At 68.1% G+C, this 20,185-nt stretch carries 20 protein-coding genes and 1 riboswitch; of the genes, 15 read left to right on the top strand and 5 right to left on the bottom strand.

Annotated features, from left to right (window positions below):
* Window positions 1-635: 635 nt before the first annotated feature.
* Window positions 636-1,724: a redox-regulated ATPase YchF gene (gene ychF / locus H7290_RS18775; protein ID WP_290515545.1), complete on the bottom strand. Its 1,089-nt coding sequence runs from the start codon at window positions 1,722-1,724 to the stop codon at window positions 636-638.
* A 143-nt stretch (window positions 1,725-1,867) separates the two neighbouring features.
* On the opposite strand from ychF, the gene H7290_RS18770 reads away from it, so the two are divergent.
* From H7290_RS18770 to H7290_RS18755, 4 genes are all read left to right on the top strand, one after another.
* Window positions 1,868-3,373 (top strand): acetyl-CoA hydrolase/transferase family protein, encoded by a 1,506-nt coding sequence (locus H7290_RS18770; RefSeq protein ID WP_290515544.1) that lies wholly within the window; start codon window positions 1,868-1,870, stop codon window positions 3,371-3,373.
* A 65-nt stretch (window positions 3,374-3,438) separates the two neighbouring features.
* Window positions 3,439-3,765 carry an antibiotic biosynthesis monooxygenase gene (locus H7290_RS18765; RefSeq protein WP_290515543.1) on the top strand — a complete coding sequence of 109 codons (327 nt, stop codon included), beginning with the start codon at window positions 3,439-3,441 and terminating at the stop codon, window positions 3,763-3,765.
* Between the two features lie 49 nt (window positions 3,766-3,814).
* Window positions 3,815-4,888, top strand: coding sequence for a DNA recombination protein RmuC (locus tag H7290_RS18760; RefSeq protein ID WP_290515542.1), 1,074 nt, complete (start codon window positions 3,815-3,817; stop codon window positions 4,886-4,888).
* Window positions 4,889-4,890: 2 nt separating this feature from the next.
* Window positions 4,891-5,313 (top strand): DUF6542 domain-containing protein, encoded by a 423-nt coding sequence (locus tag H7290_RS18755; RefSeq protein ID WP_290515541.1) that lies wholly within the window; start codon window positions 4,891-4,893, stop codon window positions 5,311-5,313.
* Between the two features lie 31 nt (window positions 5,314-5,344).
* Here the strand turns inward: H7290_RS18755 and H7290_RS18750 are convergent, their stop codons facing one another.
* Window positions 5,345-7,231 carry a Na+/H+ antiporter gene (locus H7290_RS18750; RefSeq protein WP_290515540.1) on the bottom strand — a complete coding sequence of 629 codons (1,887 nt, stop codon included), beginning with the start codon at window positions 7,229-7,231 and terminating at the stop codon, window positions 5,345-5,347.
* A gap of 209 nt (window positions 7,232-7,440) precedes the next feature.
* Here H7290_RS18750 and ggt point away from each other — a divergent pair, with 209 nt between their 5' ends.
* Entirely contained in the window at window positions 7,441-9,330 is a 1,890-nt protein-coding gene (gene ggt, locus H7290_RS18745) for a gamma-glutamyltransferase (RefSeq protein WP_290515539.1), read from the top strand.
* 23 nt (window positions 9,331-9,353) lie between these two features.
* Here the strand turns inward: ggt and H7290_RS18740 are convergent, their stop codons facing one another.
* The gene (locus tag H7290_RS18740; RefSeq protein ID WP_290515538.1) at window positions 9,354-10,343 is read right to left on the bottom strand and encodes a 4-hydroxy-3-methylbut-2-enyl diphosphate reductase; all 990 of its coding nucleotides are present in this window, start codon (window positions 10,341-10,343) and stop codon (window positions 9,354-9,356) included.
* A 130-nt stretch (window positions 10,344-10,473) separates the two neighbouring features.
* A riboswitch (cyclic di-AMP (ydaO/yuaA leader) is annotated at window positions 10,474-10,652 on the top strand.
* Window position 10,653: 1 nt separating this feature from the next.
* Between H7290_RS18740 and H7290_RS18735 the strand changes: the two genes are divergently transcribed.
* The 3 genes from H7290_RS18735 to H7290_RS18725 all read left to right on the top strand — a co-directional run bounded on the left by H7290_RS18735 (window position 10,654) and on the right by H7290_RS18725 (window position 12,685).
* On the top strand, window positions 10,654-11,142 hold the full coding sequence (locus H7290_RS18735) for an NlpC/P60 family protein (RefSeq protein WP_290515537.1): 489 nt from the start codon (window positions 10,654-10,656) through the stop codon (window positions 11,140-11,142).
* A gap of 75 nt (window positions 11,143-11,217) precedes the next feature.
* Window positions 11,218-12,453 carry an exodeoxyribonuclease VII large subunit gene (gene xseA, locus H7290_RS18730; protein WP_290515536.1) on the top strand — a complete coding sequence of 412 codons (1,236 nt, stop codon included), beginning with the start codon at window positions 11,218-11,220 and terminating at the stop codon, window positions 12,451-12,453.
* On the top strand, window positions 12,446-12,685 hold the full coding sequence (locus H7290_RS18725) for an exodeoxyribonuclease VII small subunit (protein WP_290515535.1): 240 nt from the start codon (window positions 12,446-12,448) through the stop codon (window positions 12,683-12,685). Before xseA ends, H7290_RS18725 begins: the two co-directional genes overlap by 8 nt.
* Here the strand turns inward: H7290_RS18725 and H7290_RS18720 are convergent.
* Entirely contained in the window at window positions 12,658-13,182 is a 525-nt protein-coding gene (locus H7290_RS18720; RefSeq protein ID WP_290515534.1) for a DUF4245 domain-containing protein, read from the bottom strand. The genes H7290_RS18725 and H7290_RS18720 overlap by 28 nt on opposite strands.
* Window positions 13,183-13,303: 121 nt before the next feature.
* Here H7290_RS18720 and glpX point away from each other — a divergent pair, with 121 nt between their 5' ends.
* From glpX to H7290_RS18690, 6 genes are all read left to right on the top strand, one after another.
* Window positions 13,304-14,311: a class II fructose-bisphosphatase gene (gene glpX / locus H7290_RS18715; protein ID WP_290515533.1), complete on the top strand. Its 1,008-nt coding sequence runs from the start codon at window positions 13,304-13,306 to the stop codon at window positions 14,309-14,311.
* 1 nt (window position 14,312) lies between these two features.
* Window positions 14,313-15,212 carry an alpha/beta fold hydrolase gene (locus tag H7290_RS18710; RefSeq protein WP_290515532.1) on the top strand — a complete coding sequence of 300 codons (900 nt, stop codon included), beginning with the start codon at window positions 14,313-14,315 and terminating at the stop codon, window positions 15,210-15,212.
* A 68-nt stretch (window positions 15,213-15,280) separates the two neighbouring features.
* Window positions 15,281-15,685, top strand: a complete 405-nt coding sequence (locus H7290_RS18705; RefSeq protein ID WP_290515531.1) for a TOBE domain-containing protein — start codon at window positions 15,281-15,283, stop codon at window positions 15,683-15,685.
* A complete protein-coding gene (modA, locus tag H7290_RS18700; RefSeq protein ID WP_290515530.1) occupies window positions 15,682-16,464 on the top strand; it encodes a molybdate ABC transporter substrate-binding protein in 783 nt (260 codons plus the stop codon). Before H7290_RS18705 ends, modA begins: the two co-directional genes overlap by 4 nt.
* A gap of 1 nt (window position 16,465) precedes the next feature.
* Entirely contained in the window at window positions 16,466-17,260 is a 795-nt protein-coding gene (locus H7290_RS18695) for an ABC transporter permease (RefSeq protein WP_290515529.1), read from the top strand.
* A complete protein-coding gene (locus tag H7290_RS18690) occupies window positions 17,257-18,333 on the top strand; it encodes a sulfate/molybdate ABC transporter ATP-binding protein (RefSeq protein WP_290515528.1) in 1,077 nt (358 codons plus the stop codon). Before H7290_RS18695 ends, H7290_RS18690 begins: the two co-directional genes overlap by 4 nt.
* On the opposite strand, the gene H7290_RS18685 is transcribed toward H7290_RS18690, so the two are convergent.
* Complete coding sequence (locus tag H7290_RS18685) at window positions 18,317-18,742, bottom strand: DUF6314 family protein (protein ID WP_290515527.1); 426 nt, start codon at window positions 18,740-18,742, stop codon at window positions 18,317-18,319. The two genes, H7290_RS18690 and H7290_RS18685, sit on opposite strands and share 17 nt — an antisense overlap.
* Before the next feature lie 37 nt (window positions 18,743-18,779).
* On the opposite strand from H7290_RS18685, the gene H7290_RS18680 reads away from it, so the two are divergent.
* Entirely contained in the window at window positions 18,780-20,165 is a 1,386-nt protein-coding gene (locus tag H7290_RS18680) for an aspartate ammonia-lyase (RefSeq protein ID WP_290515526.1), read from the top strand.
* Window positions 20,166-20,185 lie beyond the last annotated feature (20 nt).

Raw genomic sequence — 20,185 nt, 5'->3', positions numbered from 1 at the left:
TGGCGACCACCTACTTCGCCGACGGCGCCCGCGTCGTGGAGTCTCCAACGCTCATCAGCGGGACGTGGCGCGACTTCTTGCCAGGGGTGCAGCCGGGCGTTCTCGCGGTCTCCGAGCTCAACCCGCTCGTAGGACGAGCCCACACCTGAGCCCTGATCCACCGACGATGTTTCTGGGATCGCATTTTTTGTGATGTCGATCGGTGGCGGGGTCGGGGTTCGTGCTCGCGGTCACGCTGAACCAGATCTTGTGGCGTCGCGCGGTGCCGACGAAGGCGTCACCGTAGTAGGCCGAGTCCGCACGAGCCAGAATCCGTGAGGTGACCCCGGCGCCGCGGGCGGTGCTGATCGACTGGGCCAACAGGCTGGGACCGTGCACTCCGTGAGCGGATGGAAGGCGCGGCTCCGCGACGCACGCACTCGTGCAGAAAGCTGAGTGCAAGCCAGCCTTTATCCACCCGACACTGTTGATGGACCCGCGTCTTCCACCGCGATCGACCGTGGTCTGCACGAGCCGGGATTCGCGCGTCAGAGATTGCGGGTATTCAGATGACACGAGCGGTGAGGGGGCTTCCATCCGAGATCTGGGGCCTCGAATACGACTCATAACGCTCTGACCTGCGCAAACGCAGGAAGTCAGACGTTGAAGCGGAACTCCACCACGTCGCCGTCGGCCATGACGTAGTCCTTGCCCTCCATGCGCACCTTGCCGGCCGACTTCGCCGTAGCCATCGAACCGGCCTCGACGAGGTCGCCGAACGACACGATCTCGGCCTTGATGAAGCCGCGCTCGAAGTCGGTGTGGATGACGCCGGCAGCCTGCGGGGCGGTCGCCCCCTTGGGAATGGTCCAGGCGCGCGACTCCTTGGGCCCGGCGGTGAGGTACGTCTGCAGCCCCAGGGTGTCGAAGCCGACACGAGCGAGCGCGTCGAGCCCGGGCTCGTCGACGCCCATGTCGGCCAGCATCTCGGCTCGCATGATCTCGGCCTCCTCGTCGTCGCCGAGCTCGACCAGCTCGGCCTCCGACTTGGCATCGAGAAAGATCGCCTCGGCGGGGGCGACGATGTCACGCATCCGGGTCTGGAGATCGGCGTCGCTGAGCTCGTCGGTGTCACAGTTGAAGACGAAGATCTGCGGCTTGGCACTCAACAGGTGCAGGTCGCGCAGGGGCCCGAGGTCGAGCCCGGCCTTGAACGCTCCGGTACCACCCTCGAGGACGGTCTGCGCCTCCTTGGCGGCCTCGTACGCGGCGACGAGCGACTTGTCCTTGCGCGACTCCTTGTCGAGTCGGGGCAGCGCGTTCTCGATGGTCTGCAGGTCGGCGAGGATCAGCTCGGTCGAGATGGTCTCGATGTCGTCGGACGGTGACACCTTGCCGTCGACGTGCGTCACGTCGTCGTCGCGGAACACCCGGGTGACCTGGCAGATGGCGTCGGACTCGCGGATGTGCGACAAGAACTTGTTGCCAAGCCCCTCGCCCTCCGAAGCGCCGCGCACGATGCCGGCGATGTCGACGAACTGCACGGTTGCCGGCAGCTGCTTCTCGGAGCCGAAGATGCCCGCGAGCGCGCCGAGTCGCGAGTCGGGGACACCGACCACGCCGACATTGGGCTCGATCGTCGCGAACGGGTAGTTCGCCGCGAGGACGTCGTTCTTGGTCAGGGCGTTGAAGAGGGTCGACTTGCCCGCGTTGGGGAGTCCGACGATGCCGATGCTGAGAGCCACGAGGAACAATCCTACGGGCTTTCCCGGGACGTCCTCGCCAGCATGGTCGCTGTGACGCATCCGCGATGCCGTCAGTGTGGTCGGCGGTGGTGGGGGATGGCCGACGCGGGGTAGACAATGGGCCGAGCTTGGAGGGATCCCACATGACCCGAATCACCTGTCCGACGCTGCGGACGATGGTCGTCGCAGCCGAGGAGGCGGCCACGTTCGTGCACCCCGGCGACAACGTCGGCATGAGCGGATTCACCGGGGCCGGTTACCCCAAGGCCGTGCCCGCCGCCCTCGCTGCCCGCATGGCCGTGGCGCACGGGCGCGGTGAGGACTTCCGCATCGGGCTCTGGACAGGCGCATCGACGGCGCCCGAGGTCGACGGTGTCCTGGCCACCGCACACGGCATCTCCACCCGGCTTCCCTACAACTCCGACCCGACCCTTCGCGCCCTCATCAACAGCGGCGAGGTCGACTACGTCGATGCCCATTTGAGCCATTCGGCGCAGAACATGTGGTTCGGCTTCTACGGCAACCTCGACGTCGCCGTGGTCGAGGTGACGGCGATCCTGCCCGACGGCCTCCTCATCCCCAGCAGCTCGGTCGGCAACAACAAGACGTGGCTCGACCAGGCCGACCGCGTCATCCTCGAGGTCAACAGCTGGCAGCCCCGCGAGCTCGAGGGTTTCCACGACGTCTACTACGAGACCGCCCTGCCACCGAACCGTCGGCCGATCCCGCTCAACGGCCCGATGGACCGCATCGGTGAGCCGTACCTACGGGTCGACCCGGCCAAGGTCGTCGCCGTGGTGGAGACCGACGCGCCAGACCGCAACTCACCGTTCACTCCGCCGGGGGTCGAGTCGCGTGCCATCGCCGGGCACCTGATCGAGTTCCTTCGCCACGAGGTCGCCACCGGGCGGATTCCTCCGTCGCTGCTGCCGCTGCAGTCGGGGGTGGGCAACGTCGCCAACGCCGTCATGGCCGGGCTGGGCGCTAGCGAGTTCACCGACCTCACCGCCTACACCGAAGTGATCCAGGACGCGATGCTCGATCTTCTCGACACCGGCACCCTGCGCGCGGCGTCAGCCACCTCGTTCGGGCTCTCGACGGCGGGGGTCCACCGCTTCATGTCGAACATCGACTCCTACAAAGGCCGCATCCTGCTGCGCAGCGAGGAGATCTCCAACCACCCAGAGCTCGTGCGGCGCCTCGGGGTCATCGCGATGAACGGCATGATCGAGGCCGACATCTACGGCAACGTCAACTCCACGCACGTCATGGGCAGCGCCATCATGAACGGCATCGGAGGCAGCGGCGACTTCGCCCGCAATGCCTTCCTCAATTTCTTCCTCTCCCCTTCGACGGCCAAGAACGGCGCCATCTCCTCGATCGTCCCCATGGTGAGCCACGTCGACCACACCGAGCACGACGTGCACATCATCATCACCGAGCAGGGGCTGGCAGACCTCCGAGGGCTGAGCCCCACCGACCGGGCCGAACGCGTCATCGCGCACTGCGCGCACCCGTCCTACCGCGACGAGCTGACCGACTATGTCGCCCGCGCCAAGGCGAACCGCCCGCACGCACGCCACACCCCGCACCTGCTCGACGAGGCCCTCGGGTGGCACCAGCGATACCTCGACACCGGCCACATGTAGTCGTCGCGACGTGTGTGGGACCGTGTGTCGACGCAACCCCCCCACCCGAAGGGCCTGTCACTGTCATGACTGTCATCAAGATCAACGCCATCACCGTCCCCGCCGGATCAGGCGACGAGCTCGCCCACCGATTCGCCGCCCGCGCCGGGGCTGTCGACGGCAACCCCGGGTTCGAGGGCTTCGAGCTGCTCAAGCCCACCGACGACCGCGAGCAGTGGCTGGTCGTCACCCGGTGGAAGGACGAGGAGTCGTTCCAGTCGTGGTTGAGCTCGCCCTCGTTCGCCGAGGGCCACCGGTCGGCGGCGGAGCGCGCCGGTGATGAGGCCACGAAGCCCGTCTCAAGCCACAGCGAGCTGTGGTCGTACGAGATCGCTGGCGGCTCGGCAGGCTGAGCTGCCGCACGTCCGCAGAACTGTCCGTGGCCAGGCGCATGCTGAGTTCATGGACGCCTTCCCCCTCCTCCTCACTGCCCTCCTCGCGCTCGTCGCGGGGCTCGCCATCGGCATGCTCATCGGCGGTCGGCGTGCGCCAACAGCCTCGGCCCACGACCTGAGCCTGTCGTCCGCCGCCACCGCGCAAGCCGTGGAGCCCGTGCGGGAGAGCCTCGACCGCTTCGGCGACCGGCTCCGCGAGCTCGAGTCGAGCCGCATCGAGTGGCACGCCCAGCTGCGCGAGCAGGTCGGCGCGGTTCGACTCACGAATGACTCGCTGCGCAAGGAGACCGCGTCGCTGGCCACCGCGCTGCGCCGGCCGCAGGTGCGCGGGCGTTGGGGCGAGATGCACCTCAAGCGCACTGCCGAGCTTGCCGGCATGCTCGACCACTGCGACTTCGAGCTGCAGGTCAGTGTCCAGGGCGACACATTGCTGAGGCCCGACATGGTCGTGCGACTCGCGGGCGACAAATGCGTCGTCGTCGACTCCAAGGTCCCGCTTGACGCCTACCTCGACGCGGCGCAGGCCGACACCGAGGCCGAAGCCGCCGAGCACCTTCGCCGGCACGTGCGACAGGTGCGCACACACATCGACCAGCTGGCCGCCAAGTCCTACTGGTCACAGTTCGACCAGACCCCCGAGTTCGTCGTCCTCTTCGAGCCCGGCGAGTCGATCCTGTCGGCAGCGCTCGAGGCCGAGCCCTCGCTGCTGGAGTACGCATCGGCAAAGAAGGTCGTGCTCGCCACCCCGACCACCCTCATCGCCCTGCTGCGCACCGTCGCCTACGCGTGGACGCAGGAGCAGCTCGCCGCCAACGCCCGCGAGATCCAGACCATCGCCCGCGAGATGTACGACCGCATCGGCACCGTCGCCGGTCACGTCGACAAGCTCGGCCGCTCGCTTGAGAGCACCGTGCGTTCCTACAACGACGCCGTCAGCTCGATCGAGTCCAGATTCCTGGTCACCGCGCGCAAGTTCGCGTCGTTGCACGTCTCCGACGAACCCGTCGAGCCACCCCGGTTCGTTGAGTCGACACCACGTCCATTGACGGCTCCCGAGCTCGTCGATGAACTAACGTCATAGTCATGTCACAGGCGGTGTCGCACACACCTGCTTCGCTGGCCCAGCGCGACCTGAGCGCTCGCCAGGCGGTCGTCGCTGCATCCGTGGCGATGTCCCTCGTGATCTGGCTAGACCTCCGCGACGGCCACCTCGGGCTGCTTCTCTCGGTTGCCTTCGTGCTCATCGCCGTCACTGTGCCGCTCAGCGTCGACGTCCGATCGCTGTTCCCCACCGGCGTCCTGCCGCCCGCCTTGTTCGTCGGCACTCTGCTCGTGGTCTGCCTCGTTGCGCCGTCGGCGATCCGCGTGGACGGGCTGTCTACCGATGCCGGTCTGGTCGGAAGGCTCATCGCCGCGATGATCGACCGCGGCATGACGTTGGTCATCGGCCATGCGCTGGCGCTCAGCGTCATCGCCCTGCGCATTCTCAGCGACTCCGAACGCTGACTCTCAACTGCTGGCCCTCAACCGCTGACTCTCAACCGCTGGCCTTGTCGACGAAGCACCAACGCCACGCCTCGCCGGGCTCGAAGCTTCGCATCACCGGGTGCCCGGTCTCTTCGAAGTGTCCGCTCATGTGCTTGCCCACCGACGAGTCGCAGCAACCCACGTGCCCACACTCCATGCAGAGCCGCAGGTGCACCCAGTCCTCGCCGTCGCGCAGACACTCCTCGCATCCGGTGGGCGTCGACGGTGCGGGGTAGGCGCACGCAGCCTTGAGGTGTTCGCACGCCGCCTCGGGATCGCCCGGAGCCAGGAGATCGGTCTCGCGCCCAGAGGTCGTCTCGCCCTCGGAGAGACGGTCCAGGATCGCCTCCTCCACGTCGAGGGCGTTCATGACCCGCGTCAGCACTGCCTGGTCGACGGTACCCAGATCACGAATGCGGAGCAGCTCTTCACGCTCCCGGTCGAGCATCCTGGCGCGCAGGCTGGAGTACTGGGCACTCGGGGTCTCGACACCGCCGAGGCGTTCCCACACGGCATTGGTCCGGTCGGAGGCGCGTTCGCGGAGCCGATGCATGACATCGTCCGGCACCGTCCCCTCGACGTCGTTGTCGAGATAGAACATCCCGGCGTCGGTCACCGACTGGTAGACCGTGGCCTCCTGGAGGTGGTCCTCATGCTCGTCAGGGCCGGGCACCTTGAGGATCCGGACCAGCAGTGGGATGGTCAGCCCCTGGATCAACAGGGTGCCGACCGTGACGACGAACGCCATCAGCACCAGCACCTCGCGCTCCGGGGTGTTTGCCGGCAGCAGGAACACCGCCGCCAGCGTCACCACTCCGCGCATGCCGGTCCAGGCGACCATGAAGGTCGTGCTTGCCGGGGGCCGAGGGTCGGCAGCAGCGATTCTCGGGATCAGCCGTGGGACAAACGTCGCAGGGAACACCCACACGATGCGCAGCACGATCACCGCGGCGAGCACGGCCGCGCAAGCCGTCGTGATTCGCATCGCCGACAGGCTGCTCTGGTCGAGATTGTTGACGATCGCGCGAACCTGCAAGCCGATGAGTAGGAAGACGGTGTTCTCGAGGACGTACGAGATCGTCGCCCAGTTGGTCTGCTCGAAGAGGCGTGAGGAGCCTGATTGGATCAGTGGCGACCTGTGTCCCAGGAGAATTCCTGCCACCACGACCGCGAGGACACCCGACGGCTGGGAGTCGATGCCGTTGATGTGGATCGCCTCGGCCGGCAGGTACGCGATCCACGGGGTGAGCAGCGACACCGCCACATCTGTGACGTTGTCCTCGATGCGTTGGCGAATCTTGGTGACGACGAACGCCACGACGAGCCCGATCAGCACTCCACCAGCAGCTGACACGACGAACCCCAGACCGACCTGCCACGCCGTGACCGTGCCCGAGATTGCCGCGATCGACGTGCGGACCGTGACGATGGCGGTGGCGTCGTTGACGAGGCTCTCACCCTCGAGAATCGTCACGACACGGCGCGGCAGCCCGACCCGCCGGGCAATCGCGGTGGCGGCGACGGCGTCTGGCGGCGCCACGACCGCACCGAGGGCGAACCCGACGGCAAGGGGCACGTCGAGCATCGCCCACACGAGCAGCCCCACACCTGCGGTGGTGAACAGCACGAGGCCGACGCTGTGCAGCGCGATCGGACGGCGGTTGGCCTTGAAGTCGATCAGTGACGTGCGGATCGAGGCCGCGTAGAGCAACGGCGGCAGCAGACCCACCAGCACGAGCTCGGGCGTCAGCTTGACGTCAGGCACGAACGACAGGAAGGAGCCGACGATGCCCACAGCCATCAGCAACAAGGGACCCGACACCGAGAATCGGCTGGCCGTCGCGCTCACCGCCACGACGATCGCCAGCAAGGTCACGATGGTGAGGGCGATGTCCACCACACCAGTATCTCAGCACCCGCCGCCTCGACCGAAATCTCCAAGGTCTGGCGCCTCAGGCACCGAGATATCAGCCGAAATCATGAGGAAGACGTGACGTGGACGTCACATCTTGGGGGTGGGGTGCGGATGTCCGTGGGGTTGGCACAGCCGATCGGCCGACGTACGGTGAGCCGACGGCGACGACCGACTTCCGGGGGGAAGCTGACATGAGTGACCACGCCTCGACCACTGACCGGGCCACCAATGATGTGGACACGAGCCGTGGAAAGAGGCGCGTTGCCGCGGCACTCGCCGGCACTCTCGCCGCCGGCGGCCTGCTATCGGTGGTCACCGGACCGGCCGACAGCGCGACGGCGACATCGGCGCCGCCGAACAGCACGCCGGCCTCGTCCTCAACCGCCTACGGCAGCGGTGGTGCCGTCACCTCGGTCGACGCCAACGCGAGCCGCATCGGCGTCGAGGTGCTGCGAGGCGGTGGCAATGCCGCCGACGCCGCGGTCGCGACGGCCTCCGCACTCGGTGTGTCCGAGCCCTACAGCGCCGGCATCGGCGGCGGAGGTTACTTCGTCTACCACGATGCCCGTCGGCACACCGTCAGCACGATCGACGGCCGCGAGACCGCACCGGCAGGCATCACCCACGGCGCGTTCCTCGACCCGGCGACCGGCAAGCCGTACCGCTTCACCCCTGAGCTGGTCTCGTCCGGCGTTGCCGTCGGTGTCCCCGGGACGTTGGCGACGTGGGAGTCGGCCCTCGACCGCTTCGGCACCCGTTCCCTCGCCCGTTCGCTCGCACCGTCGATCGCACTCGCCCGCAAGGGGTTCGTCGTCGACAGCACGTTCCGCAACCAGACCCTCGACAACGCGGCCCGGTTCGCCGCGTTCCCCGCGACCGCCCGCCTCTTCCTGCCCGGCGGTGATGCCCCCAAAATCGGCACGAGGTTCCGCAACCCCGAGCTGGCTCGGACGCTGACGACCATCGCCCGCCACGGACCTGATGCCTTCTATCGCGGCCCCCTCGCCGGGGAGATCGCGCGGACGGTTCAGAACCCACCCAAGGACCCCTCGTCGACGCTGCCCGCGCCGTCCGGTTCGATGACGTCCGCCGATCTTGCGCGTTACCGGGTGGTCAAGCAGGCCCCCAGCTCGGTGTCCTACCGCGGGCTCGAGGTCTACGGCATGGCGCCGTCGTCGTCAGGCGGCACCTCTGTGGGCGAGGCGCTCAACATCCTCGAGAACTATCGACTCGGCGGCGGGTCGAAGCTTGCACGGAGCCTGCACCTGTACATCGAGGCGTCAGCGCGGGCCTTCGCCGACCGCGGGGCATTCGTCGGTGACCCGGCCTACGTCCCGGTACCCACCAGGACGCTGCTGAGCCAGCGGTTCGCCGACTCACGGGCCTGCACCATCGACACGACCAAGGCGTCCACGCGCCCCGTCGCGGCTGGTTCGCTCGACGGTCGCGGGTGTGCGACCACGAGGACGATCGAGAAGCCTGACACGGAGAACGTCTCGACGACGCACCTGTCCGTCGTCGACAGGTGGGGCAACGCGGCGTCGTACACGCTGACGATCGAGCAGACCGGCGGCTCGGCGATGACGGTGCCCGGGCGCGGCTTCCTGCTCAACAACGAGCTCACCGACTTCACCGCCGTCCACGATCCCCAGGACCCCAATCGCCTCGAGCCGGGCAAGCGGCCCCGGTCGTCGATGTCACCCACGATCGTGCTGAAGGGCGGCCGGGTGATGCTCGTCGCCGGGTCGCCCGGAGGTGCCACGATCATCACGACCGTGCTGCAGGTGCTGGTCAACCGGATTGACCTGGGCATGACTCTCCCCGAGGCGGTCGCGGCGCCGCGGGCCTCGCAACGCAACGCGGCCACCACGTCGGCGGAGCCGGAGTTCATCGCGGCGTACGGCGATCTGTTGAAGCCGTACGGGCAGCTGCTCGTCCCGTCGGGAGACACCTTCACGTCGGCCGCCGAGATTGGCGCAGCAGCCACCATCGAGGTCGGGCGGGACGGCAGCCTCACCGCCGTGGCCGAGCCGAAGCGTCGAGGCGGAGGAAGCGCCCAAGTGGTCAACCCCCGCCACTGACCAGGCCCATGCTCCCCAAGGGACTAGGAGTTGGCGGCGGCCTTCATGTCGCGGCGCAGCTCGGGCGGGAGCGCGAAGATCAAGCTCTCGTCAGCGGTGCGCACGGCCTCGGCGCCCGGGTGCCCGCGATCGGCGAGGTAGCCCAGCACTTCCTGCACCAGGTCGTCGGGAACGGATGCACCGGAGGTGACGCCGACGTGCTGCACACCGTCGAGCCAAGCCTCGTCGATCTCGGAGATGTCGTCGATGCGGTAGGACGACTTGGCACCGGCCTCCAGCGCCACCTCGACGAGGCGCACCGAGTTGGACGAGTTGGCCGAGCCGACGACGATGACAAGATCGGCGTTCTTCGCGATCTCCTTGACGGCGACCTGGCGATTTTGTGTGGCGTAGCAGATGTCATCGCTGGGCGGGTCCTCGAGCTGGGGGAACTTCTCGCGCAGCCGGCGCACCGTCTCCATGGTCTCATCGACGCTCAGCGTGGTCTGCGAGAGCCACGAGAGGCGAGTGCCCGCAGGGAAGTCGAGACCGTCGACGTCATCGGGGGTCTGCACGAGGGTGATGTGCTCGGGTGCCTCGCCGGCGGTGCCCTCGACCTCCTCGTGCCCCTCGTGCCCGATCAGCAGGATGCGGTATCCCTCGCTCGCGAAACGCCTCGCCTCGTGGTGAACCTTGGTGACCAGCGGGCAGGTGGCGTCGATGGTCTTGAGGCTCCGCTCGGCGGCTTCGGCATGCACCATCGGCGAGACACCGTGCGCCGAGAAGACGACAGTGGCACCCTCGGGCACCTCGTCGAGCTCGTCGACGAAGATCGCGCCGCGATCGGAGAGGTTGTTGACGACGTGCTTGTTGTGCACGATCTGCTTGCGCACGTAGACCGGAGCACCGTAGAGGTCGAGCGCCTTCTCGACCGTGATGACCGCCCGGTCGACACCGGCGCAGTAGCCCCGTGGGTCGGCGAGCAGGACGCTGCCGACGACCGAGGGCATACCAAGAGACACTTCAGAAGCCATGCCTCCCATGGTAGGCGACGACCCGTGAGTGCCCGGTCAGCCGATGCGCATCGCTGGCCGAACTTCGATTTCACCTGATCTTTGCACTGACCCGAGGGTAATGTTGCTGCGTCGCCTCCCCCGAGGCGTCTCTGCGTCCATGCTGAAGCCCATCAGGATCGCAGATGTCGAGAACACCGTGATGGGCACGGAAGACCCGGCAGTGCGGCTCCTCACGGAGCCTTTGGGGTTAATCGAGAATGTTCGACAGGCCAACCTTCGCGTCTGAACCCGACAGGTCATCTTTCGCAGGCGTGCACGAAGGAAACCCATGCACCGTGTCTCTTTTCGTACTTTTCCGCGCCTTCTGACAGGCCTCGCCCTCACCCTGACCATCGTGCTCACCGGGATGTCCGGTCCCGCACAGGCCAACAGCACCAGTCCTTCGGCCAGTCGATCCGAGCTCGTCATCAAGGCGGCCACGCACCAGAAGGGCAAGCCCTACCGGTGGGGCTCCGACGGTCCGCGGTCGTTCGACTGCTCAGGCCTCGTCCAGTACGTCTACCGGAAGGCCGGCACCAAGATCGGCCGTACCTCTGGCGCCCAGCTCGCCGGCAAGCACGTCCGCAAGCACTCCAAGCGCAAGGGCGACATCCTCATCTTCCTGCACGGCGGGTACGCCTACCACTCGGCGATCTACGCGGGCAAGGGCATGGTCTGGGAGGTTCAGCGCACCGGCACACGCGTCGGCAAGCACAAGATCTGGTCGAAGGGATATGTCGTCCGCAGGCCTCGCGGCAACTTCTCGGGATCCCGCTGAGAGAGCAGCGCCTTCCGGTCGCAGGCCGCCGCCACGAGTGACAGCACTGTCACCTGGGCACCCTAGGGTGTCGGTATGGCCCTGGAGACGAGCGCAGAGACGCCGGCACCGCTGCGACAGATCTCGCAGCTGCTCGACGGCTACATCGGCCGGCTCGGGCTCGTGTGGGTAGAGGCGGAGATCGCCCAGCTGACTCGTCGCCAGGGCATGTGCTTCCTCAAGCTGCGTGACCTCGAGGCCAAGATCTCGATCGACGCCACATGCCACGTCAGCGTGCTCGACGTCTCCCCCGTGCCCGTCACGGAGGGCTCGAGGGTCGTGGCGCACGCCAAGCCTTCGTTCTACGCTCCGCGCGGCTCGCTGTCTCTCGACCTGCGCGAGATCCGGCCCCAGGGTGAAGGTGAGCTGCTCGCCCAGCTCGAACGGCGCAAGCAGCTGCTCGCCGCCGAGGGCCTGTTCGACCCGAGGCTCAAGAAGCGCCTTCCGGTACTGCCTCGCGGCATCGGTCTCATCACCGGCAAGAACTCTGCTGCCGAGCGCGACATCCTGCAGAATGCGCGGCTGAGGTGGCCCGAGGTCCGGTTCGTGGTCCGCCACGCCCTCGTGCAAGGCAACGATTCCGCGCGCGACGTCATGCGTGCACTTCACGAGCTGTCGACAGACGACACCGTCGACCTCATCGTCATCGCCCGAGGCGGTGGTTCGGTCGAAGACCTGCTGCCGTTCTCCGACGAGGGCCTCATCCGGGCGGTGTTCGCCTGTCCGACCCCCGTCGTCAGCGCCATCGGACACGAGCCCGACACCCCCCTGCTCGACCTCGTCGCCGACCTGCGCGCCTCCACCCCCACCGACGCCGCCAAACGCATCGTGCCCGACGTGCACGAAGAGCTCGTCGGCGTGGCAGCCATGCGCGAGCGGGCAACTCTGGCCGTCAGGGCGATGCTCGAGCGAGAGGTCCGCGGGCTCGCCGCCATCCGTTCACGCCCCGTGCTCGCCAGCCCTGCCACCCTCGTCGACGCTCAGCAGAGCGTCATCCACGAGTCCCGCGACCGCGCCCGCCGCTCGCTCGGCCACCGCCTCGAACGCGCGGGCGACGAGATCGGGCACCATCTCGCCCGGGTCCGCGCGCTGTCACCGCTGGCCACGCTCGAGCGGGGCTACTCCGTCGCCCAGCTCACCGACGGCACTGTCATCACCTCGATCAGCCAGGTCGCTGTCGACACCGACATCACCCTTCGCGTGACCGACGGATCGATCGGCCTACGCACGCTCACTGTTTCCCCGTCCAGCAAGAAGGCACTCCATGGCTGACGCCGCACCCACGCCCGACATTCCCTACGAGCAGGCCCGCGACGAGCTCATCGCCGTCGTGCAGAAGCTCGAGGTGGGTGGGACGAGCCTCGACGAGTCACTCGCCCTGTGGGAGCGCGGCGAGCTGCTCGCCACGATCTGTCAGCAATGGCTCGACGGCGCTCGCTCACGCCTGGCCGCGGCGGCAGAAGCCGGCGCACCTGCTCACGACGTCGACAACGACGCGACATAGCTCTCGACCACGGCTCGCGGAGCCGTCGCGTTGATCAACGTCGTGAGCTCGCCCTCATGACGCACCAACGTGAGGCGTCCCCTGGGGCCGTTGCGCACCGTCCAGGTGCTGCCGGCGATGTCGGCCGTCCCGCCCGCCGTGCTGCCGTCGGCGAATCGGGTCACCGCACGGTCGACGCTCAACGTGACCTGCTCGAGCCCGATGTAGTCCTTGTCGTCGGTCAGCACGCCAAGGTGCCAGGCGGCGGGGTCGAAGCGGGCCGACGTCGCCTTCCACCCTGCCGGTAACGCGGCCGGGGCGAGCAGCGCGAAGCCGGCTGACGGGCGGGCCTGCTCGACCGTCTGGACGTAGTCGACGGCCCTGGTCTGGTCGCCGGGCGAGGTCGTGAACAGCTTGCCGATCCCGTAGATCGCCAGGACGATCAACGCGATCACGGCCATCGAGCGCAGGATGTCACCCATCGACGGGTTTCCCCGTGTCGATCGAGTCGTGCTCATGTCCGTCCTCTCACCTCACGCCAGGCCAAGCCTACGGGGCCGCTGACGCCTCGGCGATCCGTGACGGCGCACACCTCCCGATGCCGGGCGCACCCGAGAACCCGACAGGTAGGATGCCCGCGTGGACAGCCTTCAGCCCGCCGCCCAGGCGCCCGACCGCAACCTCGCCCTCGACCTGGTCCGCGTGACCGAGGCCGGAGCCATGGCCGCAGGCCGCTGGGTCGGTCGCGGTGACAAGAACGGTGCCGACGGAGTCGCCGTCAACGCCATGCGCACCCTCATCAACACCGTGCAGATGAACGGCGTCGTGGTCATCGGCGAGGGCGAGAAGGACGAGGCGCCGATGTTGTTCAACGGTGAGCAGGTCGGTGACGGAACGGGTCCGGAGTGCGACGTCGCCGTCGACCCGATCGACGGCACCACCCTGACCGCCAAGAGCCTGCCCAACGCCGTGTCGGTCATGGCGGTGGCGCCCCGCGGCTCGATGTACGACCCGTCGGCAGTGTTCTACATGGAGAAGCTCATCGCCGGGCCCGAGCCCGCCGACGTCGTCGACATCAGGCTCCCGGTCGCCGAGAACATCGCCCTCGTCGCGAAAGCCAAGGGCATCTCGATCAGCGACGTCACGGTCTGCGTGCTCGACCGTCCCCGACACCAAGGGCTGGTCGATGAGATCCGCGCCGCCGGGGCCCGCATCAAGTTCATCATCGACGGCGATGTCGCCGGCGGCATCACGGCAGCACGGCCCGACACGGGCGTCGACCTGCTCGTCGGCGTCGGAGGCACCCCCGAGGGAATCATCACGGCGTGCGCCATCAAGGCGATCGGCGGGATCATCCAGGGCAAGCTGTGGCCGGTCGACGACGACGAGCGCCAGCGTGCGATCGACGCGGGCCACGACCTCGACCGAGTGCTGTCCACCAACGACCTCGTCAACGCCGACGACTGCTTCTTCGTCGCGACCGGCATCACCGACGGCGAGCTCATGCACGGGGTCCGCTACGGCGCGGGCAAGGCTTACACCGAGTCGATAGTCATGCGCTCGCGCAGCGGGACGATCCGCAAGATCTCCAGCGAGCACCAGCTCGGCAAGCTGAAGGCCTACTCCTCGATCGACTACGAGCACTGAGATGGCAACCTCCGGCGAACAGTTCGCGAGCCTGCCCTCGGGCATCGACCTCTGCTACGAGACATTCGGCACGGCCGACGACCCGGCGGTCCTGCTGGTCATGGGCCTCGGAGGCCCCATGGGGTGGTGGAGCAGCGAGTTCTGTGAGCGCCTCGCATCGCGGGGCTACCTCGTGATCCGCTACGACAACCGCGACACCGGACGATCGACCAAGCTGCGCCAGCACAAGGTCGGCAAGACCGATGTCGTGCGCGCCTTCGTCGGGCTCGGCAAAGCTCCCTACAGCCTCGACGACCTGGCTGGCGACGCCTTCGGGCTGCTCGACCACCTCGGCATCGAGCAGGCCCATCTCACCGGGGTCTCGATGGGCGGCATGATCGTGCAGACGATGGCGATCGCGCATCCCGAACGAGCGCTCTCGATGACGTCGATCATGTCGTCGACCGGACGGCGGACCGTGGGGTTCCAGCACCCGCGGGTCATCCCCGCGATGCTCGCCTCGGCCGGACGCACCCGCGACTCCTATGTCGAGAGGTCGCTGCGGACGTCGGCGGTCATCGGCTCCCCGGCCTTCCCCTCCGACGAGGATGCCTCCCGCGCCCGCGCCTACGAGACCTACGACCGCGGATGGACCGCCAGCGGTGTCGCCCGCCACATGATGGCCGTCCTGACGCAGACCGACCGCACCAAGGACCTCGCCGGGCTCGACCTTCCCGTCACGGTGATCCACGGGCTGAGCGACCCCCTCGTGCACCGCTCCGGCGGCAGGGCCACGGCCGGGGCCATCCCCGGTGCCGAGCACCTCGAGATCGCTGGCATGGCGCACGACCTTCCCGTGCAGCTCTACGACACCTACATCGACGCCATCGTGCGTACCGCGGAGCGCGCAGTCCCACGCTGACAATCTTTTCCGTATCTGCGGGGGGTCTTAAAGCGATAAGCCGCACATCGTGCCGTAGTGTCTCTGACATGTCGCACGTGCGGGTTTCTGATGCCGCGGGTTTCCTCGGGGTCAGTGATGACACCGTCCGCCGATGGATCAGTGGCGGCTCGCTGCCGTCGGTCACCGATGCGGCTGGCCGGATGGCGATCGAGGGGCGCGCGCTCGCGGAGTTCGCCAAGGGGCAGGCACGGTCCGTGCCCGGGGCCGCCGGGTCGGCCAGCTCCGCACGCAACCGCTTCGTCGGGCTCGTGACGGCCGTCAAGGCCGACACCGTGATGGCCCAGGTCGAGATGCAGTGCGGGCCTTTTCGTGTCGTCTCGCTCATGAGCAGCGAAGCCGTGTCAGAGCTCGGCCTCGAACCGGGGTCCGTTGCTGTCGCGGTCATCAAGTCCACCAACGTCATCATCGAGAGTCGTGAAGGACCCCCATGAATCGTCTCGTCGCCACCACCGCGATCGCCCTTCTCCTCGGCACGACTGCCGCCTGCGGATCGGACGCATCTTCCGGCGGTGCAACAACATCTGCCCCGGCCACGAGGACAACCCTCACGGTGTTCGCTGCGGCCTCCCTGACCGGCACCTTCACCGAGATCGGCAAGCAGTTCGAGGCTGCCAACCCCGGTGTGACCGTGACCTTCAACTTCGCCGGCTCGGCGGACCTCGTGACCCAGATCCAGCAGGGCGCGCCAGCAGACGTGTTCGCGTCCGCCGACACCAAGAACATGGACAAGGCCACCGGTGAGGATCTCGTCAAGGGCACACCGGTGGATTTTGCGAAGAACACTCTCGAGATCGCCACACCGCCCGACAATCCCGCCCGGATCGAGTCGCTCGACAGCCTCGCCAAAACGGGCGTGAAGGTTGTTCTGTGCGCGCCCGAGGTGCCGTGCGGGGCCGCGGCGCAGAAGGTCGAGGCAGCCTCCGGGATCGACATCAAGCCGGTCAGCGAGGAGCAGTCCGTCACCGACGTGCTCGGCAAGGTCACCTCGGGCGAGGCCGATGCCGGCCTCGTCTACGCCACCGACGTCCAGGCGGCTGGCCCGAAGGTTCTCGGCCTGAAGTTCCCCCAGGCGGCCAAGGCCGTCAACACCTACCCCATCGCCGCACTGTCGGGGAGCGACAACATGGCCGTCGCCAAGGCATTCGCCGCCTATGTCGCGGGCCCCGAAGGACAGGCCGTGCTGGAGGCGGCCGGGTTCGCCAAGCCCTGACATGGCCTCCCCGCTGCGAGACTCCGGTATCCCACGATGGGTGTTTGCCCCGGCAGCCGTGGGCGCACTGTTCATCGTGCTCCCACTCGTGGCCATCGCGTCCCGCGTCGAGTGGAGCCAGTTCTTCACGTTGATCTCGTCGGACTCGTCGACCGCCGCCCTGAAGCTGAGCCTGCGGACGTCTGCCATGAGCACCCTGCTCTGCGTCGTGCTCGGCGTGCCGATGGCACTCGTGCTGGCCCGGACCACGTTCCGCGGGCAGGTGCTGCTTCGCTCGTTCGTCCTCCTGCCGCTCGTCCTGCCGCCGGTCGTCGGCGGCATTGCCCTGCTCTACACGTTCGGCCGCAAGGGTCTGCTCGGCCAGACGCTCGACGTGCTGGGCCTGCAGATCGCGTTCTCCACGACGGCAGTGGTGATCGCCCAGACGTTCGTCGCACTCCCCTTCATGGTGGTGAGCCTCGAGGGCACGCTGCGCACGACGGGTGAGCGATATGAGGTCGTGGCGGCCACCCTCGGCGCTCGGCCGACGGCCGTCCTGAGGCGCGTCACCCTGCCACTCGTGCTACCCGGACTGACCGCCGGTGCGGTGCTGTCCTTCGCCAGGGCCCTCGGTGAGTTCGGAGCCACGATCACCTTCGCCGGCAGTCTCGAAGGTGTCACCCGGACGCTGCCGCTCGAGATCTACCTGCAGCGCGAGACCGACCCCGATGCCGCCGTGGCCCTCTCGCTCGTGCTGGTGGTCGTCGCTGTCCTGGTCATCGGTCTCGTCCGCGGCTCGCGGAGCACACCGCTGTGACTCCCGGGAATGTGCACGTCGACACGATCGGCCTCGACGTCCGGGCGACGTTCGACGATCGTGACGTCGACGTCACGCTGCAGGTCGCGAGGGGCGAAACGGTCGCGATCCTCGGCCCGAACGGTGCCGGCAAGTCGTCGGTGCTGGCTGCCGTCGCCGGAGTCCTGCGACCCGACCACGGCTCTGCCACCCTCGACGGCACCTGCCTGTACGACCTGGACGGCACAGGCTCGTGGGCGCCGCCCCACGCCCGCGGCATCGCGCTGCTGGCTCAGGACCCGCTCCTGTTCCCGCACCTGACCGTGCTCGACAACGTCGCCTTCGGTCCACGCAGCACGGGCTGGTCGCGTCGGGCCGCCCGCGCCACCGCTCGCACGTGGTTGCAGGAGGTCGATGCGCTCGAGCTGGCCGATCGCAAGCCGGCCCAGATCTCCGGCGGCCAGGCCCAGCGCATCGCGGTCGCCCGGGCGGTCACCGCCGAGCCACATCTGCTGCTGCTCGACGAGCCCATGGCCGCCCTGGACATCACCGTCGTGCCCGCGATGAGGCAGCTGCTCAAGCGTGTCCTGGCCAGGCGCACCACCATCATCGTCACGCACGACGTGCTGGACGCCCTGCTGCTCGCCGACCGGGTCCTGGTGATGGAGGGCGGCCGCCTCGTCGAGGCCGGGCCCACCGCCGAGGTGCTGGCGCGACCCCGCAGCCGGTTCGGAGCGAGCATCGCCGGGCTGAATCTGGTGCGGGGCACGGCCGTCGGCGGCGCGGTTCGCACGGCGGAGGGCGCCACAGTCTCGGGCTTGTCGGACGATCCAGTCACCGACGGGCGTTCGGCCGTCGCGGTGTTCAGCCCGAGCTCGGTCGGTGTGTTCCCCAAGCCGCCGGCCGGCAGCCCTCGCAACGTCTTCGCCGCCACGGTCCGCGAGCTGGAACCTCGCGGCGAGCAGATGCGGATCCGCACCGACCACCTCAGCGCGGACGTGACCCTCGCCGCCGTCGCGGGGCTGGATCTCGTGCCCGGCACCCACGTGCATCTTTCGGTCAAGGCCAGCGGGGTGTCTATCTACCCCGCCTGAGCGTGCTCGTCATCGTGTAGTCCTTCCGCGGCCCGGTCACGCGCCAGGTGACCCTCCACGCCCCGCCGTCCGCGGCCTCGACGAGTCCGACGTAGTGGTCGGGCGCACAGCGATGCTCGACCGCGTGCCCCGGCTGCCACGGGTGGAAGTCGCGACCGTCCTCGAACGTCACGAACCAGCCACGCTCCCCACGCCGCTGGAGGAACAGCACCCTGCTGACCGGCAGCTCGACGCCTCGCCGGGACAGCGTGCCGTTTTCGACCCAGCGGATTCGGCCGTCGTCCTCGACCGTCAGTCCGGTCGAGCCCTCGACCCGACTCACCTCGTCCGCGAGGTGGTCGTCGATGACCCGGGCCAGCTCCCACGTGCCCGTCAGGGACAGCGGATCGAGCGAGGTCGGCAGGGGCACACCTCATGGTAGGACGGTGCTCGCTATCGTTCGTGGCATGACCGAATACCGCATCGAGCACGACACCATGGGTGAGATCCGCGTCCCCGTCAACGCATTGTGGCGAGCACAGACACAGCGCGCCGTTGAGAACTTTCCCATCTCCGGAACCCCGATCGAGCCCGCGCAGATCCGCGCCCTGGCGCAGATCAAGGCGGCTTGTGCCAAGGCCAACGCCGAGCTGGGCATCATCGAGAGGGACATGGCCGACGCCATCGTCGCTGCTGCCGACGACGTCGCTACCGGCGCGCACGATGCGCAGTTCCCGATCGACGTCTTCCAGACCGGTTCGGGCACCTCGAGCAACATGAACATGAACGAGGTGGTCGCCACCCTCGCCACCCGCATCCTGGGCAGCGACGTGCACCCCAACGACCACGTCAACGCGAGCCAGTCGTCCAACGACGTCTTCCCGACCTCGATCCACGTCGCCGCAACCGCCTCCGCGACCCTCGAGCTCATCCCCTCGCTCGACCACCTCGCGGCGTCACTGGAGTCCAAGGCCGCCGAGTTCGCCAGCGTCGTCAAGTCGGGCCGCACACACCTCATGGACGCAACTCCGGTCACCCTCGGCCAGGAGTTCGGCGGCTACGCCATGCAGATCCGCCGCGGCATCGAGAGGGTCCAGGCATCGCTGCCGCGGACGGCTGAGGTCCCGCTGGGCGGCACCGCCGTCGGCACCGGCATCAACACTCCTGCCGGCTTCCCGCAGCGCGTCATCGAGATCCTCGCGGCGGGCACGGGTCTTCCCGTCACCGAGGCGGTCGACCACTTCGGGGCGCAGGGCGCCCGTGACGGTCTCGTCGAGATGTCCGGCCAGCTGCGCACCATCGCTGTGAGCCTGACGAAGATCTGCAACGACCTCCGGTGGATGGGCTCAGGACCGCGCACGGGTCTCGGTGAGATCCACCTGCCCGACCTCCAGCCCGGCTCGAGCATCATGCCGGGCAAGGTCAACCCGGTCCTGCCCGAGGCCGCGCTCATGGTGGCCGCCCAGGTCATCGGCAACGATGCGACGATCGCGACTGCCGGGGCCTCCGGTGCGTTCGAGCTCAATGTCATGCTGCCGGTCATCGGCCGCAACCTGCTCGAGTCGATGCGCCTGCTCGGCAACGTGTCGCGCGTGCTGGCCGACCGCTGCATCGACGGCATCACCGCCGACGAGGAGCGGTGCCTGTTCCTGGCCGAGTCGTCGCCGTCGGTGGCCACACCGCTCAACCGCTTCATCGGCTACGAGAGCGCGTCCAAGGTCGCCAAGCAGTCAGTGAAGGAGAAGAAGACGATCCGTCAGGTCGTCATCGAGCTCGGCTTCGTCGAGCGGGGCGACATCTCCGAGGCCGACCTGGACAAGGCGCTCGACGTCATGTCCATGACGCATCCCTGACCCACCCCGCGACCTGGTCT

The sequence above is a fragment of the Aeromicrobium sp. genome (assembly GCF_014378035.1).
GTDB lineage: Bacteria > Actinomycetota > Actinomycetes > Propionibacteriales > Nocardioidaceae > Aeromicrobium.
This window is presented reverse-complemented; position numbering and strand designations above follow the sequence as displayed.

Excerpts from the sequence above, each read along its gene's own strand:
- H7290_RS18770 (WP_290515544.1), top strand. The coding sequence starts at position 1,868 with ATGACCCGAATCACCTGTCCGACGCTGCGGACGATGGTCGTCGCAGCC.
- H7290_RS18765 (WP_290515543.1), top strand. The coding sequence starts at position 3,439 with ATGACTGTCATCAAGATCAACGCCATCACCGTCCCCGCCGGATCAGGC.
- H7290_RS18760 (WP_290515542.1), top strand. The coding sequence starts at position 3,815 with ATGGACGCCTTCCCCCTCCTCCTCACTGCCCTCCTCGCGCTCGTCGCG.
- H7290_RS18755 (WP_290515541.1), top strand. The coding sequence starts at position 4,891 with ATGTCACAGGCGGTGTCGCACACACCTGCTTCGCTGGCCCAGCGCGAC.
- ggt (WP_290515539.1), top strand. The coding sequence starts at position 7,441 with ATGAGTGACCACGCCTCGACCACTGACCGGGCCACCAATGATGTGGAC.
- H7290_RS18740 (WP_290515538.1), bottom strand. The coding sequence starts at position 10,343 with ATGGCTTCTGAAGTGTCTCTTGGTATGCCCTCGGTCGTCGGCAGCGTC.
- H7290_RS18735 (WP_290515537.1), top strand. The coding sequence starts at position 10,654 with ATGCACCGTGTCTCTTTTCGTACTTTTCCGCGCCTTCTGACAGGCCTC.
- xseA (WP_290515536.1), top strand. The coding sequence starts at position 11,218 with ATGGCCCTGGAGACGAGCGCAGAGACGCCGGCACCGCTGCGACAGATC.
- H7290_RS18725 (WP_290515535.1), top strand. The coding sequence starts at position 12,446 with ATGGCTGACGCCGCACCCACGCCCGACATTCCCTACGAGCAGGCCCGC.
- H7290_RS18720 (WP_290515534.1), bottom strand. The coding sequence starts at position 13,182 with ATGAGCACGACTCGATCGACACGGGGAAACCCGTCGATGGGTGACATC.
- H7290_RS18710 (WP_290515532.1), top strand. The coding sequence starts at position 14,313 with ATGGCAACCTCCGGCGAACAGTTCGCGAGCCTGCCCTCGGGCATCGAC.
- H7290_RS18705 (WP_290515531.1), top strand. The coding sequence starts at position 15,281 with ATGTCGCACGTGCGGGTTTCTGATGCCGCGGGTTTCCTCGGGGTCAGT.
- modA (WP_290515530.1), top strand. The coding sequence starts at position 15,682 with ATGAATCGTCTCGTCGCCACCACCGCGATCGCCCTTCTCCTCGGCACG.
- H7290_RS18695 (WP_290515529.1), top strand. The coding sequence starts at position 16,466 with ATGGCCTCCCCGCTGCGAGACTCCGGTATCCCACGATGGGTGTTTGCC.
- H7290_RS18680 (WP_290515526.1), top strand. The coding sequence starts at position 18,780 with ATGACCGAATACCGCATCGAGCACGACACCATGGGTGAGATCCGCGTC.